The following is a 15,148-nucleotide window of genomic DNA, read 5'->3' as shown; positions in this document are numbered from 1 at the left end:
TTTGTGTAAAACTTTGCGAACTCTGCGGTTAAATTAAACCAAACTCAAAAAAGCTTTTCCCAAATACTTAATAATAGTAGAAGCTGTAAAAGATTCATAACCTGTTTTTGGCAACGCAATATCGGCTGTAAGTCCGTGGAGGAAAACGCCTAGTTTTGCTGCGTATTTAGGTTCGTAGCCCTGAGCCAGTAAGCCTATAATGATTCCTGTAAGGGTATCTCCGCTTCCGGCAGTGGCTAAAGCTGCATTACCGGTGGTGTTTTCGTAAATCTCAGTCTTAATGATGATGTAGGTTGGTGCGCCTTTCATGACAATGATTACTTTGTACTTTTCTGAAAAAGCAATCGTTTTTTGAAATTTTTCCGATTCTGAATTCCACTTACCTATTAAACGCTCAAGTTCTTTCGGATGTGGGGTCAGAATAGTATTTTCAGGAACTAATTCGAGCCAGGTTAAATTTTCTGCCAAAATATTCAGAGCATCAGCATCCAATACTAAAACAGATTTGTTCACTCTTAAAAACTCAAAAAGCGCTTTTTGAGTACCCAGCTCCACTCCTATTCCGGGTCCAATTCCGATGGCCTGTGGTACTAACGGAAGATGAATGCTGGTAAGGAAATTAGTGTTTTCATCAGTTATTACCATCACCTCGGGAATCGAGATTTGCAGAATTTGATAACCACATTTGGGCACAAAAACAGTTACTAGTCCGCAACCTGATTTTAAACAGGATTTTGAAGCTAAAACAGCCGCTCCTACTTTTCCGTAACTTCCGGCAATGATAACCGCATGCCCCTGAAGTCCCTTATGAGTTATCGGATTTACCGGTTTGAGAAATTTTAAAACCTCTTCTCTTGTAATTAGAAATGGATCTTTCATCAGACAGATTTAATTACTTAAAGTTACATAAAAAATAAAGATGTAGGCACTCCGTAAGATCCTAAAGTCAAATTCTGTTGTCGCTAGTATGTTTCTTTCATTCCTTAGAAAACCAAAACGCAAAAAACTATTGAAACTGCGGGATATTGCTTCGTATGCATAAATCGGGCAAGAATATTGCGAATTTTAATAATTTAGTATATAAATCTTCGATATTTTTTAAATAAATTTGCGACACAATTTTATAAAACAACACAATGAAAAATACTGCGCTTACGCACATACATGAGAGTTTGGGAGCGAAAATGCTACCTTTTGCCGGATACAATATGCCTATTACCTATGAGGGCGTAAATGCTGAACACGAAACAGTTCGTAACAGTGTGGGCGTTTTTGACGTTTCGCATATGGGAGAATTTTTGTTGACAGGTCCAAATGCTTTGGCTTTGATTCAAAAAGTAACTTCAAATGATGCTTCGACTTTAACGATCGGAAGAGCACAATATTCTTGTCTGCCAAACAACGAAGGTGGAATTGTAGATGATTTGATTGTATATAAAATGAAAGAAGAAGAATATTTACTGGTTGTAAATGCTTCAAATATCGAAAAAGACTGGAACTGGATTTCTTCACACAATGATTTGGGTGTTGAGATGAAAAACATTTCTGATGATTATTCTTTATTGGCCATTCAGGGACCAAAAGCGGTTGAAGCTATGCAGTCTTTATCTTCTATCGACTTAGGAGCTATTACCTATTATCATTTTGAAGTAGCTGATTTTGCAGGATTCAACGATGTAATTATTTCTGCGACTGGTTATACCGGTTCTGGCGGATTTGAAATTTACTGTAAAAATGCCGATGCTGAAGCTATCTGGAATAAAGTTTTCGAAGCGGGTGCTGCTTTCGGAATTAAACCTATCGGATTAGCCGCTCGTGATACTTTACGTCTTGAAATGGGATTCTGTTTGTACGGAAATGATATTAACGATACGACTTCACCTTTAGAGGCCGGATTAGGCTGGATTACTAAGTTTACTAAAGATTTTACCAATTCTGAAAATCTGAAAAAACAAAAAGAAGAAGGTGTTACCCGAAAACTAATTGCTTTCGAAATGCAGGAGCGTGCGGTACCAAGACATGACTACGAGATTGTAGATGCTTCAGGTGCTGTGATTGGTGTAGTTACGTCAGGAACTATGTCTCCTTCTATGAACAAAGGTATTGGATTAGGATATGTTACGGTAAATAATAGTGCCGTTGACAGCGATATATTTATCAGAATCAGAAAAAATGATGTAGCTGCTAAAGTGGTTAAATTACCTTTTTATAAAAAATAATATTTTATCCTAAATATTCTAAAAATGCATTGCTTAACAAGTGATGCATTTTTTTTATAGTTTTTTTTCTGCCACAAATTCACAAATGATTGTAAATAAAAAAGGCTGCCAAATTCGTGAATTCGTGGCGGAAACTTCGCAGAATAAAATTTATCTGAATGTAAGAATTTTTAGAAAAGTATATCCTTTTATGAAAAAATAAACGTAATTTTAGTCTGAACGAAGATTCCGATTTATGAAAAAAATAGCACTGGCGTTGATTCTAACCACAAATATTCTATTTAGTCAAAGTGGCGATTCCACTTGCGAAATAGTCAACAAAATAAATGCCGTTATTCAGGAAGATCACATCCGACCAAAACCCGTTGATGATAGCTTGTCGATTTTTGTTTTTGATAATCTGATCAACGAATTAGATCCTTCCCGAAATATTTTTTTTAAAACGGAGTATGATGAAATGGCAGAGAAATACCGCAAAAACCTGGACGATTTTATTCTTAGTAATGATTGCAGTTTTTTAGCTGATATTACTTCCAAATACAAAGAAAGTCTTTTGAGAACAAAAAAGGTTCTTGAAAAAATTCAAACCGCACCTATCGATTACAGCAAAACAGATACTATCCGGTTTTATAAAAAATCATTTCCTTTTTACCTTAAAAAAGAAAACCTTGAAAAAGTATGGCTAAAAAAAATTCGCTACCAGATCTTGGATGAGATAGCCGAACTAAGTGACAATTTAGATTCAATTAAAGTCAATTTTCAATCGATAGAGTCCAAATCAAAAAAACTAATTTTATCCAATGAAATATGCCGAATCAATACGCTTTTAGAGACAAATGTCAGACAGGAAGAAAAGTTCTACAACTTCTTTTGTACCTACTTTGATCCGCATTCTGCCTATTTTAGTGACGATTCTAAAACGAGCTTTGTGGCGTCACTCTCTAAAGAACATTTATCTTTAGGGATGACTGTCAATTTAAATGAAAAGAATGAAATCATTGTAGCCGAAGTTGATCCTAATGGTCCTGCTTATCAAACAGGTCAGATCAAAAAAGGCGATCAGATCATTTCAATATCCAACCAAAAAGAAACTTTGCAGGTTTCCTGTGCTTCGCTGGAATCCATCTCAACTTTGATTTTATCGGAATCTAACAAAAGCATCACCCTAACTTTAAAACGAAACTCGGGTAAAAGCTTTGACGTTTATATCGAAAAAAAGGTGATGAAAGACGAAGAGAATTCTGTTTTTAGCTTTATTGTAGGAAAGGAAAGTAAAATTGGGTACATCAAAATTCCAAGTTTCTACGCTGACTTAGAAGGCAATAGCCGAAAAGGCTGTGCTGATGATGTGGCTCGCGAAGTTATAAAACTGGAAAGAGACAATATAAAAGGACTCGTAATTGATTTGATTGACAATGGTGGCGGATCGATGGAAGAAGCAATAAAACTAGCCGGAATGTTTATTGACTATGGACCACTTTCTATAGTTGTAGATCGTAATCAGGGAAAATCGATTATCAATGATCCTTATAAAGGTTTGATTTATAAAGGTCCGATAGTTATTTTGGTCAATAGCAATACTGCCTCGGCAAGTGAATTCTTTTCCTCTATATTACAGGATTATAACCGTGCTTTATTATTAGGAAGTACTACGCTTGGGAAAGCGACCATGCAAACCATTCTTTCGCTTGACGAAACTAAAAACACTGATTTTTTAAAAATTACAATTAACAAATTTTACAGAGTTACAGGTAAAAGTCATCAATATATCGGAGTAAAACCGGATGTAATTCTTCCTGAATTCTATGAAAATGTTTATCAACGAGAAAGCAATTTTCCTACCGCCATTAAAAATGATAGTATCACACCGTCTTTAAAATTTAAGCCTTATGTAAAAAGAGCCCTAATCGACAAATTAGCTCAAAATAGTACAACAAGATTGGCAGACAATTACTTTTTCAATAACATAAAAGAGATCAATCAAAAAATTGATAAACTTATCAATACTCCAAAAGCCGAAATACCGATGACTATAGATGCTGTCTTCAAACAGAAAAAAGTAGTGAACTCACTTTGGACCGAAATCAATACTTTTAACGATGAAAACAACCCTCTGGATGTGTATAATTCGACAGTAAATCAGTTTCTGCTGGGTGTATACCCTAATGACAAAACGATCAACCAATACCAGATTGACAATCTAAAAACGAATCCCTATCTAAATGAAGCCGTAAATGTTATTAATGAGTTTAATGCATGGAAATAGTTCTAGGCTATAAACTGTAGGCATTGGACGTTAGACTTTCTACTTTACAAAAGGGAGTTCGGATAACCTTAAACCGTAAACTTTAAACTTTTTAACCTCTAAGTCCTAACTATCACTAAAAAAGAATTCAATTGATTTTGGAAAAATAAGGAATAACCGTATTTTTGCCACACAAAACTAAAAATTAGAAATGGGAAGAGCGTTCGAATTTAGAAAAGGAAGAAAAATGAAACGTTGGTCAGCAATGGCTAAAACATTTACCCGAATTGGTAAAGATATCGTTATGGCCGTTAAAGAAGGTGGTCCCAACCCGGAGGCCAATTCTAGATTAAGAGCTGTAATACAAAATGCAAAAGCCGCTAACATGCCTAAGGACAATGTCGAGCGTGCGATAAAAAATGCAAGTAATAAAGATACTGCCAACTATAAAGAAATTCTGTTTGAAGGATATGCTCCACACGGAATTGCTATTTTAATTGAAACAGCATCTGACAATAATAACAGAACGGTAGCGAACATCAGAAGCTATTTTAACAAATGTAACGGAACAATGGGAACACAGGGTTCTGTTGAGTTTATGTTTGATCATACTTGTAATTTCAGAATTACAAAAGGTGAAATTGATGCTGAAGAATTAGAGTTAGAACTAATTGATTTTGGTGCCGAGGAAGTTTTTGAAGACGAAGACGGAATTTTAATCTACGCCCCTTTTGGAAGCTTCGGAGCTTTACAAAAAGAACTGGAAAACAGAGGCTTGGAGATCTTATCTTCAGGATTTGAACGTATCCCTCAAATTACAAAAGAACTTACGGAAGCTCAAATCGCAGACGTTGAAAAACTAATCGAAAAAATCGAAGAAGATGACGACGTAATGAATGTTTATCACACAATGAAAGAAGAGTAAATACCTACATTTCAACACCATACATCAAACTCCGGATTTCTCCGGAGTTTTTTTTTGCCCTAATGTGGAAAGCCGTAAAGAATATTCTTAAAGATTGCTTATGTTTGGCAAAATTTTAACAAAACCAAACTTAACAAAATGACTATAAAGAAAATAAGCCTCTGTATTTTATGGCTTTCAACCTAAAACCTAATACTCCGAAAAGAAAGTATAGCACCAATAAACTTCTCCTTTCCTGTTAAAAACGATATCTGATTAAGGAATTAGAACTACTTCGGTTTGAATCCCTCATGAAATATATATTGCCTAATACCAACCAAACCTACTAAGACTTGAAAAAAACTACTCTTAAGTTATTTCCTTTTATTGCAAGTATTATTTTATTTTTAGTTAGCATAAACTGCTTTTCTAATACTTCTGATACCATTACCAATTCAAAGAAGGTTTTTATTTCTAAAAATCTTCCAAAAGACGAAATTGGGCTGTTAAACAATTCTCTTAGCTATTATCAGACTCCAAAAAGCGAATTCACAAATGACTTCTTAAAAAAGAACTTTCCGGTTTCACAAGAGACCAATAAAGATCGTGATTTGGCCATGTCTGTTTTTAAGGAAATTGCCAAAAACGATAACCTTACTGATTTATTAGAGCCGAAAAAATTATCTATGCTTCCTCTTGGTATAAAAAAGACCATTGGAGGTATACAATACATGCTTGGTATTAGTAGCGCCAAATTCACTCCTGAATATACGGAACTGACGGCTTTTGTAAAAATCGTGATCCCACAAAATGATTCACTTGGAAAACCAAAAGAATTGTTTTTTGGTGCTAACGGTATTAAGCTTTCTCATAAAGGCGGATTGGTTGGGGCAACGAATTTAGTTTTACTCGGAGATGTTCCCATTAATATAAATGGTCAAAATGCCTTACTTATTTTAAAAGGAGGTATGGAGATGTCTACAGGAGTTGTACAAAAAAAGACTTATGTAACAATTGACTGTAATGGTTTTAAGGAACTCGGAATTGCAGCGGATGTTGAATTTTCAAGAAACTTTCTCGAACCTGTCGACGATGATTACAAGCTTATCCCTGCTCCGAATCGTGTGCGAGGTTCATTTCAGACCATAGTATCCAATTGGAATGATATTCTGATTGAGATATCGCTACCCAAATTTCAGTTGACTTCTTATCAGGGCAAAGGCCCTGCTTTTGAGTTAAACAATGCTGTAATTGATTTAAGTGATATTAGAAACTCTGATAAAATCGAATGGCCGGATGCAGATTATGTAAAAGATTATCTGGTGCCTGGTAACGAAAATTTATGGAGAGGTTTTTATGTCAAATCCCTAAAAGTTGTATTACCGGAACAGTTCAATAAGAGAGACGAAAACAAGAGGGTTAAATTTGAAGCGGCCAATCTCTTAATCGACAGAATGGGGGTTTCCGGAAAATTTATAGGTGATAATGTTTTTAGCCTTAAAGAAGGAAGTGCTTCAGGATGGCAGTTTTCATTAGACCATATTGAGATGGAATTCAGGGCCAACTCATTAACAGCGGCCGCCTTCAATGGTGAAATTGTTTTACCGGTTTCTTCAGAAGAAAATACCCAATGTGATCCTAAATCGAGAGGAAGATTAGCTTACAATGCCATCATCAACCCTGTAGACAACGAATATATCCTTAAAGCTGATGTAACCAACAATATTTGCTTTCAGGCTTTTAAAGCGACGGCTTCTTTAGAAAAAAACTCTTATCTGGAACTAAAGGTAAAAGACGGGAAGTTTTTACCAAAAGCGGTTCTTTACGGAAGTTTAGCATTAAAAGGCAGCAATAAAAATACTACTGCGGCTGAACTTGCTAACTCACCCATTAAATCTTCTGAAACCACTAATGCTGATGGGGAGAAAAAGGAAGCTATTAATTTTAAAGGAATCATTTTCCAGAATTTAACCTTGCAGACTGTTGTGCCTTATCTAACGGCAGACTATTTTGGTTACAAACACATTCAGGAAAAAGATGCCGCAGTAAGTAATTTTCCTGTTACCATTAACGAAATTTCTCTCGTCGCTACAGATGTATCGGCAAGTCTGAAAGTTGATGTTGCCATTAACATCATGAAAAATCAGTTTAACGGCCAGACTAAATTTTATGTGATTGGGTCGTTCGACAGAGAAAAGGGAATTCAAAAATGGAAATACGAACGCATTAAGTTTGAGGAAATAAAAGTTGCCGCAGACTTAGGTGGTGTAAAATTTAAAGGAAGCATTGCCATAATGGATAATGATCCTGTTTATGGAAATGGTTTCAAAGGAAGTGTATCGGCCGATTTTACAGGAGGTATCAAAGTAGAAGCCAATGCTATTTTTGGATCTACTACTTTTAGATATTGGTACGTAGATGCCATGGTAGACAACTTAAATATTCCTGCCGGAGCCATTACTTTTAAAGGTTTTGGTGGTGGTGCTTATTATCAAATGAAAAAAGACGGCTTTAGTTCTTCTTTTGTAGCATCGAAATCAAATTATGTACCTGACGCAGATTCAGGATTAGGAGTTAAGGCAATGATTAAGTTTGCGGGTACTGCAACAGCAAATGCTTTTTGGGGAGGTGCTGGTTTCGAAATTGCTTTTAATAAACATGGCGGTCTTAATAGAATCAGTATTTATGGAGAAGGGCACATCATGCAGCCATTTGAAATTCCGGGGGCTGATGAACTAACAAAAGCCTTACAGACGGTTACCGAAAATGAATCGTTAATGGGTCAGATCGCAACTGAAGCACTAAAAACAAGCAATTTATCGGCCGCAGCAGAACAGCTTTATCCAAATGATGTAAAAAACAGTATGGGTATCAATGCCTATGCAGCGATCGAATACGATTTTAGAGCAAAAACATTACACGGTACCTTCGATTTATATATTGATACCCCGGGTGGTTTCATACAAGGCCGTGCTTCCGGTAACAGAGCGGGTTGGGCCGTTTTACACTTTGGACCGGACAAATGGTACATCCGTGCGGGTACTCCTACGGATCGCTTGGGTATAAAACTGGCTATTGGGTCTGTCGAAGTTGAAGCCGGTGGTTATTTTATGCTTGGGGATGATATTCCGGGCAGTCCTCCTCCACCCGATATTGTTGCAAAACTTTTAAGAGTTGATGTTGCTAAACTGAATTATATGCGTGACGAAAACAGCATTGCTTCAGGAAAAGGATTTGCCTTTGGTTCTGATTTTAGCATTAAAACCGGAAACTTGAGTTTCTTAATGTTCTACGCCAATTTCCAAGCTGGATTTGGATTTGATATTATGGTTAAAGATTATGGAGAAGCACAATGTAAGGGCTCAGGACAAATTGGTATAAACGGTTGGTACGCTAATGGTCAGTCGTATGCCTATATGCAAGGGGAACTTGGAATTAATATTAAACTGTTTTTTATACGAAAGAAAATATCCATTATAAAAGGTGGAGGTGCTGTTTTATTACAGGCCAAACTGCCAAATCCGGTATGGATTCGAGGCTATATGGCTGGTGAATTCAGCCTTCTTGGTGGCGCCGTAAGAGGTAGTTTCCGTTTCAAACTTGAATTTGGAGAACAGTGCGAATTCATATCCGCAAATCCGTTAGAAGGTTTAAAATCTATTGCCGATATCACTCCAGCTCAGGGAGCTAAAGATGTAGATGTCTTTACCGTACCTCAGGTTGGATTTAATATGCCTGTCGATAAAAACTTTAATATTGAAGGAGATGACGGGGTTAAAACCTATCGCCTCAAACTCGAAGAATATACCGTCAAGAAAGGCGGAGTCCCTGTGATTGGTAACTTAAGCTGGAACAAAACAAATGATTTAGTAAGTTTTAATTCATTTGAAATATTACCTGAAAAATCAGAATTAACCTTAACGGTAAAAGTAAGTTTTCAGGAATATGCAAATGGTGCATGGAAAACTATTATGGACCAGGGTCAGGTGGCAATGGAAACAGAAACCAGAACTTTCACGACTGGTGTGGCACCAAATAACATTCCGGTAAGCAATATTGCTTATAGCTACCCTGTTTTTGATCAAAAATATGTGTATCAAAACGAGAGTAAAGAAGCGTATGTTGTGCTAAAAATTGGACAGGCATATTTATTTGATCTGAAACCGGGACAATCACAAAAAGCAACCTATAAAACCGGAAGTAAAACGACAAATGGTACTATAGGTTACAAAGCTGATTCAAAAAAGGTAATCGTTAGTTTACCCGCTTTAGAAAACCTAAAACCATACAGTTTATCCTTAATGACACTGGAAACTACAAAAGACGCTAATGCCAACCTGAATGAAAGTTTTGACAAGCAGGATCTTGGTACCAATGCCAATGTAGAAGTTAAAAGTAATAAACTGGCAGAAACGCTAACGGGTGGTCAGGGTGTCGAATTGCTACAATACAATTTCAATACTAGTCAATACAATACTTTTCAGGAAAAAATGACTGCTAAGAAAGCACGTAAAACACACATTGAAATTATTGAAGCCGATATTCATGCATTGCATGCCGAAAACACCGCAACTGAAGCTTTTGATGAAATCGAAATCGCCGGAACACCTCAATCAATGAACGTTCCATTGGTAAGTGTTGAGGCCGTATTAGACGACAGCTATTTTAAGAATGATATATATCCATTGATTTATCAGGGATATCCTTTAGAAGCCGATTTAACTTTAAACAGAAATACGAGCCTTTTAGGAAATCCTCCGGTTAGAGGAGTGGAAATAATCACCTCTTACCTGTCAGATTTAATAAATAATCCAAAAAGTTCTTATTTAAGAGACAGGCTGCCATATCGCTACAACCAACCTTTCTACTATAAAGACGATTTTATCAAAATTCAGTATAAAGTAGTTAATAAGTATTTGAACAGTCAGAATAGGGCTATGATAGATAAATACAATTACATCATAACAGGAAGATTTCCAATGATAAAAGATGGCACTTACAATGTCAGATTAAATTATATCCTTCCTGGTGGACAAGCTGGTACCAGTTCAATTTTTACATTCAATAAAACAAATTAGCATGAAGCTTAAATTTTTAATTCTCCTTACTTTTATAATAACCGGTACTAACTATGCGCAAGAGAAAAATGGTACGGGAGAAGCGAATCCAAACGAAATAAAATCAGAAATACAAGTTATAGCCAGAGTGCAAAAAGACAGAATTTTGTTAAGATGGGCCGTCAGCAATGCGATGGCCTGGAAAAAACTAAATACTTATGGATATACTGTAGAACGTTATACCGTTACCCGTAACAATAAAACTTTGCCAACCCCTGAAAAAGTAGTTCTAATTAATGCTTTGAAACCGGAACCGCTGGAAACATGGGAAAAACTAATCGAAAAGAACGACAATGCTGCCATTGTAGCACAAGCCATTTATGGAGAAAATTTCTCGGTTACCGGTACAGATAAATTAGAAAATATCGTAAACCTGTCAGAAGAGAATGAGCAAAGATTTACGTTTGCTCTGCTAACCGCCGACAGGGATTACGAAATTGCGAAAAAAGCAGGTCTGGGAATTGAAGATAAAACGGTTAAACCTAACGAAAAATATGCCTACAGGATAATCTCAAACGTACCTGAAAAAGAGGCTACAATTTCTTATGGTGGAATTTTCGTTGGATTAGATGATTATCAACCTCTTCCAAAACCAATGGATTTTACGGCTCATTTTACAGACAGCAGCACCATGTTAAGCTGGAATTTTAAAATACTTTCGCATACCTATGCCAATTATTTTGTAGAACGTTCAACCGATAAAAAAACATTCGAAAGAATCACAGATAAACCTTATACTAGTTTAAATCAGGAAAACACCAGTAACAGTCAGATTTTCTATGTCGATTCTATTGCGAACAATAAACCGTACAGCTACAGAATTCAGGGAATTTCACCTTTTGGTGAATTAGGCCCCTATTCACAAGTTATAACAGGAAAAGGTACTGCAATCCTGAAATATGTTCCTCATCTTACTGTTAAAGAATTTAAAGATGAAAACACCGTTACGTTGACTTGGGAATTTCCAACAGAAGGTGATACTGAAATCACAGGATTTGAATTAAACCGATCTGATAAGGATGATGATGGCTATAAAACGGTAATAAAAAACATTCCTGCCAAGAGTCGTACGGTGACGTACAACAAACTCTTATCGACGAATTATTTTACGATTACGGCCCTTGGAAAACAAGGCAGCAACAGAACTTCATTTCCTATGCTTGTACAGCCGGTAGACTCAATACCCCCTTCTAAACCAATCGGTTTAAAAGGAGTTATAGACAGTTTAGGTGTGGTGAAATTAACATGGGATCCTAACAAAGAGAAAGATCTTCTTGGTTATCGTATTTACAGAGGAAATACCGCTGAAGAAGAACTTACACAGCTGACAGTAAGCCCTAGCGAACCCAACTCTTATCAGGACAAAGTGCTTGTTAAAAGTTTGAACAGTAAGGTTTATTACAAAGTTATTGCTGTAGATTATCATTACAATATGTCTGATTTCTCAGATGTTTTAATTATTAAAAAACCAGATGTAATCCCTCCCACCTCACCTGTTTTTACCAGCTTCAAAATCAAAGAAGGAGCTGTTTTTCTAGAATGGGTAAACAGCCAGAGTGAGGATGTGGCCGTACACCAGTTGTACCGAAAAGAAAATGATCAAAAAGACTGGACGCTGATTTTGGAGACCAAGAATAAGGAAGAAAAATTTCAGGACAAAACAGCTGTTGAAGGTAACACTTACCGTTATGCCATTTTTGCAAAAGACGAGAGTAATTTAGTTTCTAATCCTTCACCGGGATTAACTTTATTTGTTCCAAAGTATTCTGTAATGCCTGCTGTGAAAGGTTTTTTCGCTCAGCCTAATAAAACTTCCAATACTATTGATTTGTCCTGGGATTACGCGAACAATGAAGTTGATGGCTTCGAAATCTACAAAGCTTCAGATAAAGATCCGTTGCAACTGATTCAGATTGTTCCTGGAAAAACACGCTTTTTACCAGATCCTACTATTACCATTAATACGACATACCAATACGGTATCAGAGCAACATTTAAAGATGGAAGAACCTCTAAAATGGATTTTTTCACTGTAAAGTTCTAAGGAAATGAAACCATTTATGACATACAAAAGCATATCTCTAACCTTAAAAATAGCCTCTCTGTTTTTGACTGTTTTTGGTATGCAGTTACTCAACGGCCAGACAACATACAAATATAAAGTGAAGTGGGATTTAAGAAAATCACCAAGCACCAGCCGAAACGTTTACTTTTACTTAAACACTGGTGATACATATCCCTTCAACGGAACTTATGCCAATGCAAGTTCGACGGGCTCAAGCAGTTCATTTTCGTATGTTTTAAAAAATTCAGGTGCTAGTCCGATGGATGGTGTCGTAGTTTCCAATACCCCATTGCGTCTTAGTGGAGCAGTTGATAACGTATCTTCGGGATTCTTTCAGAAACATGCACCATTTATGACAGGTCCGTATTCCGGTTACTGGCAATCTAACTTTGCTTATAATTTTGATAACGTTACGGTTACACACAATACCCAGTTTGAATTCTTCTATCTGCAAACCCTTGTGGAAGCAAACAATTACAATGTTTCAAATTCAGAGCTGAAACAATGTGAAACTTTCAATTTTACGGTAGCTGTAGTTGGTGAAAGTGGCTTTATGACTTTTGCTGTTGAATATTATGATCCAAACACGGCAGGCTGGAAAGAGCTTCTTCCTTATGCCTCAAGATCGGCACAAAACATACCAATAACGTTTACATCCATCCCTAATCTGCAATTGAACCAAAATTTTCAATTGAGGGCACGATACACCAGAACCGGAAGTGGCGGAGCAAATGATTATTCTGATATTCTAACGTACAAATTTATTCCCTGCTCTCCTAAACTCAATGGTGCACCGGTAACCGCTCAGGTTAAATGTTTTGATGAACCCACCGGCAGTGTCACTTTAAATTTTTTGTCGGACATTCCAACGGGACAAAAATTACTTCTTACTTTATATCAAAACGGTGCCTATAGAAGTCACAAGTTTGCAAAAGATACAGATGTTAGGAACAGAGCTTATACTTGGGAAGGAATTGCTCCGGGTTCTTATACGATAAAGTACCAAACACAAAATGCTTCAGATCCTAATGCCACAATTGGATCAAGTCCGGTAGAGACTCCGGTTTTCAAAATAGAAAATGCAGTGGCCTTAACTTTTAAAGCAACCGCCATACAGCCTCAATGCAGTACGGATAAAGGTGGCATTGAAATTTCAGTAAGTGGCGGAACACCTCCGTACTATTATATTCTCGATAATGAGACCAAAAAAGAGCTGGTCAAAAATCCGGACATCATAGATATTACAACCGATGGTGATCATAAAGTGATTGTCCTGGACCGTTTTGACTGCATGGAAAAATAACTTTGATAAATACTATTCTATTCTAAACATTCAATAATGAATATTTTACACAAAACCACTTGCCTTCTGATTTTAGTCGCTTTTTTTGCGACTCAGCTCATTTATGGTCAAACGGGTAAAATATTAATTGAAACTCAGTTAACAAGATATGGTCCTGACCTGAAATCCAACACGTATAGTGTAAACATCACCACTAACGGATCTTCGGCTTTTGGTAAAGCCTATAACCTGAATAATAACGACGATGATGTTAAGGTTTACTATGATTTAGTACAGTATGATGAAACGAAATACCCTCTTAAAATTGTAATCAACGGTTCTTATGTTGTTAAACCAACCCAACTGGGAGGACCAGAATGCAATCAAAAAGATGAGGTGACTTTAGCTGCTCCAAAAAGTGTATCTATGGGAGCTTGTCACGGCCGAACCAACTTCCTGCTTTTAGATCTGCCGAAACCAAGTGGCTCAATTGGCAACTGTGGCAATTTTACTGTACAAAAACAGATTCAATTGTCAGGTGCCGGTTATTCATGGCAGTACAAGAAAAATACCGACACCCAATGGAAGTATTTTACCTATGGTACACAATATAACGAAAATGGGATAAACTTTAATTTCAATGATGTTCCTGATTTGAAAGATTATACAGGGAACCTGTTTGTTAAATTTGTTGTTGAATACGAAAATCTAAATACTTCTAAAATTGAAACCTATGAGTCGGATATTGCGATCTATCCGATCATACCCTGCTCTCCAAAATTAGACACTACGTCAGATCCTAATTTTACCACTTGCAGTTACAGCAATGGCGGCGTAACCTTTACTTTTAGCAGACCTCTGGAACCGGGTGAAAAATACCTTTTCAATCGCAATCCTGTAGGCAGTACATTTATTACTGATGCAACTTCAAATGATCCTGATGTTGAAAAAGTATCAGCACTTAGTTACAAGTGGAAAAATATACCCGCTGGTGTATATGAATTTAAGTATCAGACACAGTTTGGGAACAATACCCCGTCTACTTTGTCACCTGTATCGAAGTTCGAAATCAAACAAAGTACCCCCTTAACTTTTACAGCAACAGCAGTACAGCCAGTCTGTAGTGGTGGTACTAGTAGTAGTGATAAAGGTGGTATTAGCTTTTCAGTAAGTGGAGGAATGCCCCCTTACTTCTACATTCTCGATAATGAGCCCAAAAAAGAGCTTACTAAAAACCCTGACATCATCGATATTACAACGGATGGAGAACATAAAGTAATAGTGGTAGACAGCTTTAATTGTATTGAAAAATAACA

Annotated in this window: 8 protein-coding genes; 7 read left to right on the top strand and 1 reads right to left on the bottom strand. The window is 36.6% G+C overall.

The window, feature by feature from the left end; genetic code table 11:
- Positions 1 to 33: 33 nt before the first annotated feature.
- A complete protein-coding gene (locus M4I44_RS13040) occupies positions 34 to 879 on the bottom strand; it encodes an NAD(P)H-hydrate dehydratase (RefSeq protein ID WP_249964951.1) in 846 nt (281 codons plus the stop codon).
- Between the two features lie 257 nt (positions 880 to 1,136).
- Between M4I44_RS13040 and gcvT the strand changes: the two genes are divergently transcribed.
- The 7 genes from gcvT (at position 1,137) to M4I44_RS13005 (ending at position 15,146) form a co-directional block, all read left to right on the top strand.
- The gene (gene gcvT, locus M4I44_RS13035) at positions 1,137 to 2,219 is read left to right on the top strand and encodes a glycine cleavage system aminomethyltransferase GcvT (protein WP_249964950.1); all 1,083 of its coding nucleotides are present in this window, start codon (positions 1,137 to 1,139) and stop codon (positions 2,217 to 2,219) included.
- Between the two features lie 235 nt (positions 2,220 to 2,454).
- On the top strand, positions 2,455 to 4,485 hold the full coding sequence (locus tag M4I44_RS13030; protein WP_249964949.1) for a S41 family peptidase: 2,031 nt from the start codon (positions 2,455 to 2,457) through the stop codon (positions 4,483 to 4,485).
- Between the two features lie 190 nt (positions 4,486 to 4,675).
- Entirely contained in the window at positions 4,676 to 5,389 is a 714-nt protein-coding gene (locus M4I44_RS13025; RefSeq protein WP_017498232.1) for a YebC/PmpR family DNA-binding transcriptional regulator, read from the top strand.
- A gap of 332 nt (positions 5,390 to 5,721) precedes the next feature.
- On the top strand, positions 5,722 to 10,446 hold the full coding sequence (locus M4I44_RS13020) for a hypothetical protein (protein WP_249964948.1): 4,725 nt from the start codon (positions 5,722 to 5,724) through the stop codon (positions 10,444 to 10,446).
- Position 10,447: 1 nt separating this feature from the next.
- Positions 10,448 to 12,529 carry a hypothetical protein gene (locus M4I44_RS13015; RefSeq protein WP_249964947.1) on the top strand — a complete coding sequence of 694 codons (2,082 nt, stop codon included), beginning with the start codon at positions 10,448 to 10,450 and terminating at the stop codon, positions 12,527 to 12,529.
- A 4-nt stretch (positions 12,530 to 12,533) separates the two neighbouring features.
- Positions 12,534 to 13,853 (top strand): hypothetical protein, encoded by a 1,320-nt coding sequence (locus M4I44_RS13010; RefSeq protein WP_249964946.1) that lies wholly within the window; start codon positions 12,534 to 12,536, stop codon positions 13,851 to 13,853.
- A gap of 36 nt (positions 13,854 to 13,889) precedes the next feature.
- Positions 13,890 to 15,146, top strand: coding sequence for a hypothetical protein (locus M4I44_RS13005; RefSeq protein ID WP_249964945.1), 1,257 nt, complete (start codon positions 13,890 to 13,892; stop codon positions 15,144 to 15,146).
- The last annotated feature ends 2 nt before the right edge of the window (positions 15,147 to 15,148 follow it).

The organism is Flavobacterium sp. B183, assembly GCF_023539155.1.
Classification (GTDB): domain Bacteria; phylum Bacteroidota; class Bacteroidia; order Flavobacteriales; family Flavobacteriaceae; genus Flavobacterium; species Flavobacterium tructae.
Note: the sequence above shows the minus strand (reverse complement) of the source record. Positions and strands in the feature narration are given on the sequence as shown.

Coding starts and splice junctions, on each gene's coding strand:
- M4I44_RS13040 (WP_249964951.1), bottom strand. CDS start 879: ATGAAAGATCCATTTCTAATTACAAGAGAAGAGGTTTTAAAATTTCTC.
- gcvT (WP_249964950.1), top strand. CDS start 1,137: ATGAAAAATACTGCGCTTACGCACATACATGAGAGTTTGGGAGCGAAA.
- M4I44_RS13030 (WP_249964949.1), top strand. CDS start 2,455: ATGAAAAAAATAGCACTGGCGTTGATTCTAACCACAAATATTCTATTT.
- M4I44_RS13025 (WP_017498232.1), top strand. CDS start 4,676: ATGGGAAGAGCGTTCGAATTTAGAAAAGGAAGAAAAATGAAACGTTGG.
- M4I44_RS13015 (WP_249964947.1), top strand. CDS start 10,448: ATGAAGCTTAAATTTTTAATTCTCCTTACTTTTATAATAACCGGTACT.
- M4I44_RS13010 (WP_249964946.1), top strand. CDS start 12,534: ATGAAACCATTTATGACATACAAAAGCATATCTCTAACCTTAAAAATA.
- M4I44_RS13005 (WP_249964945.1), top strand. CDS start 13,890: ATGAATATTTTACACAAAACCACTTGCCTTCTGATTTTAGTCGCTTTT.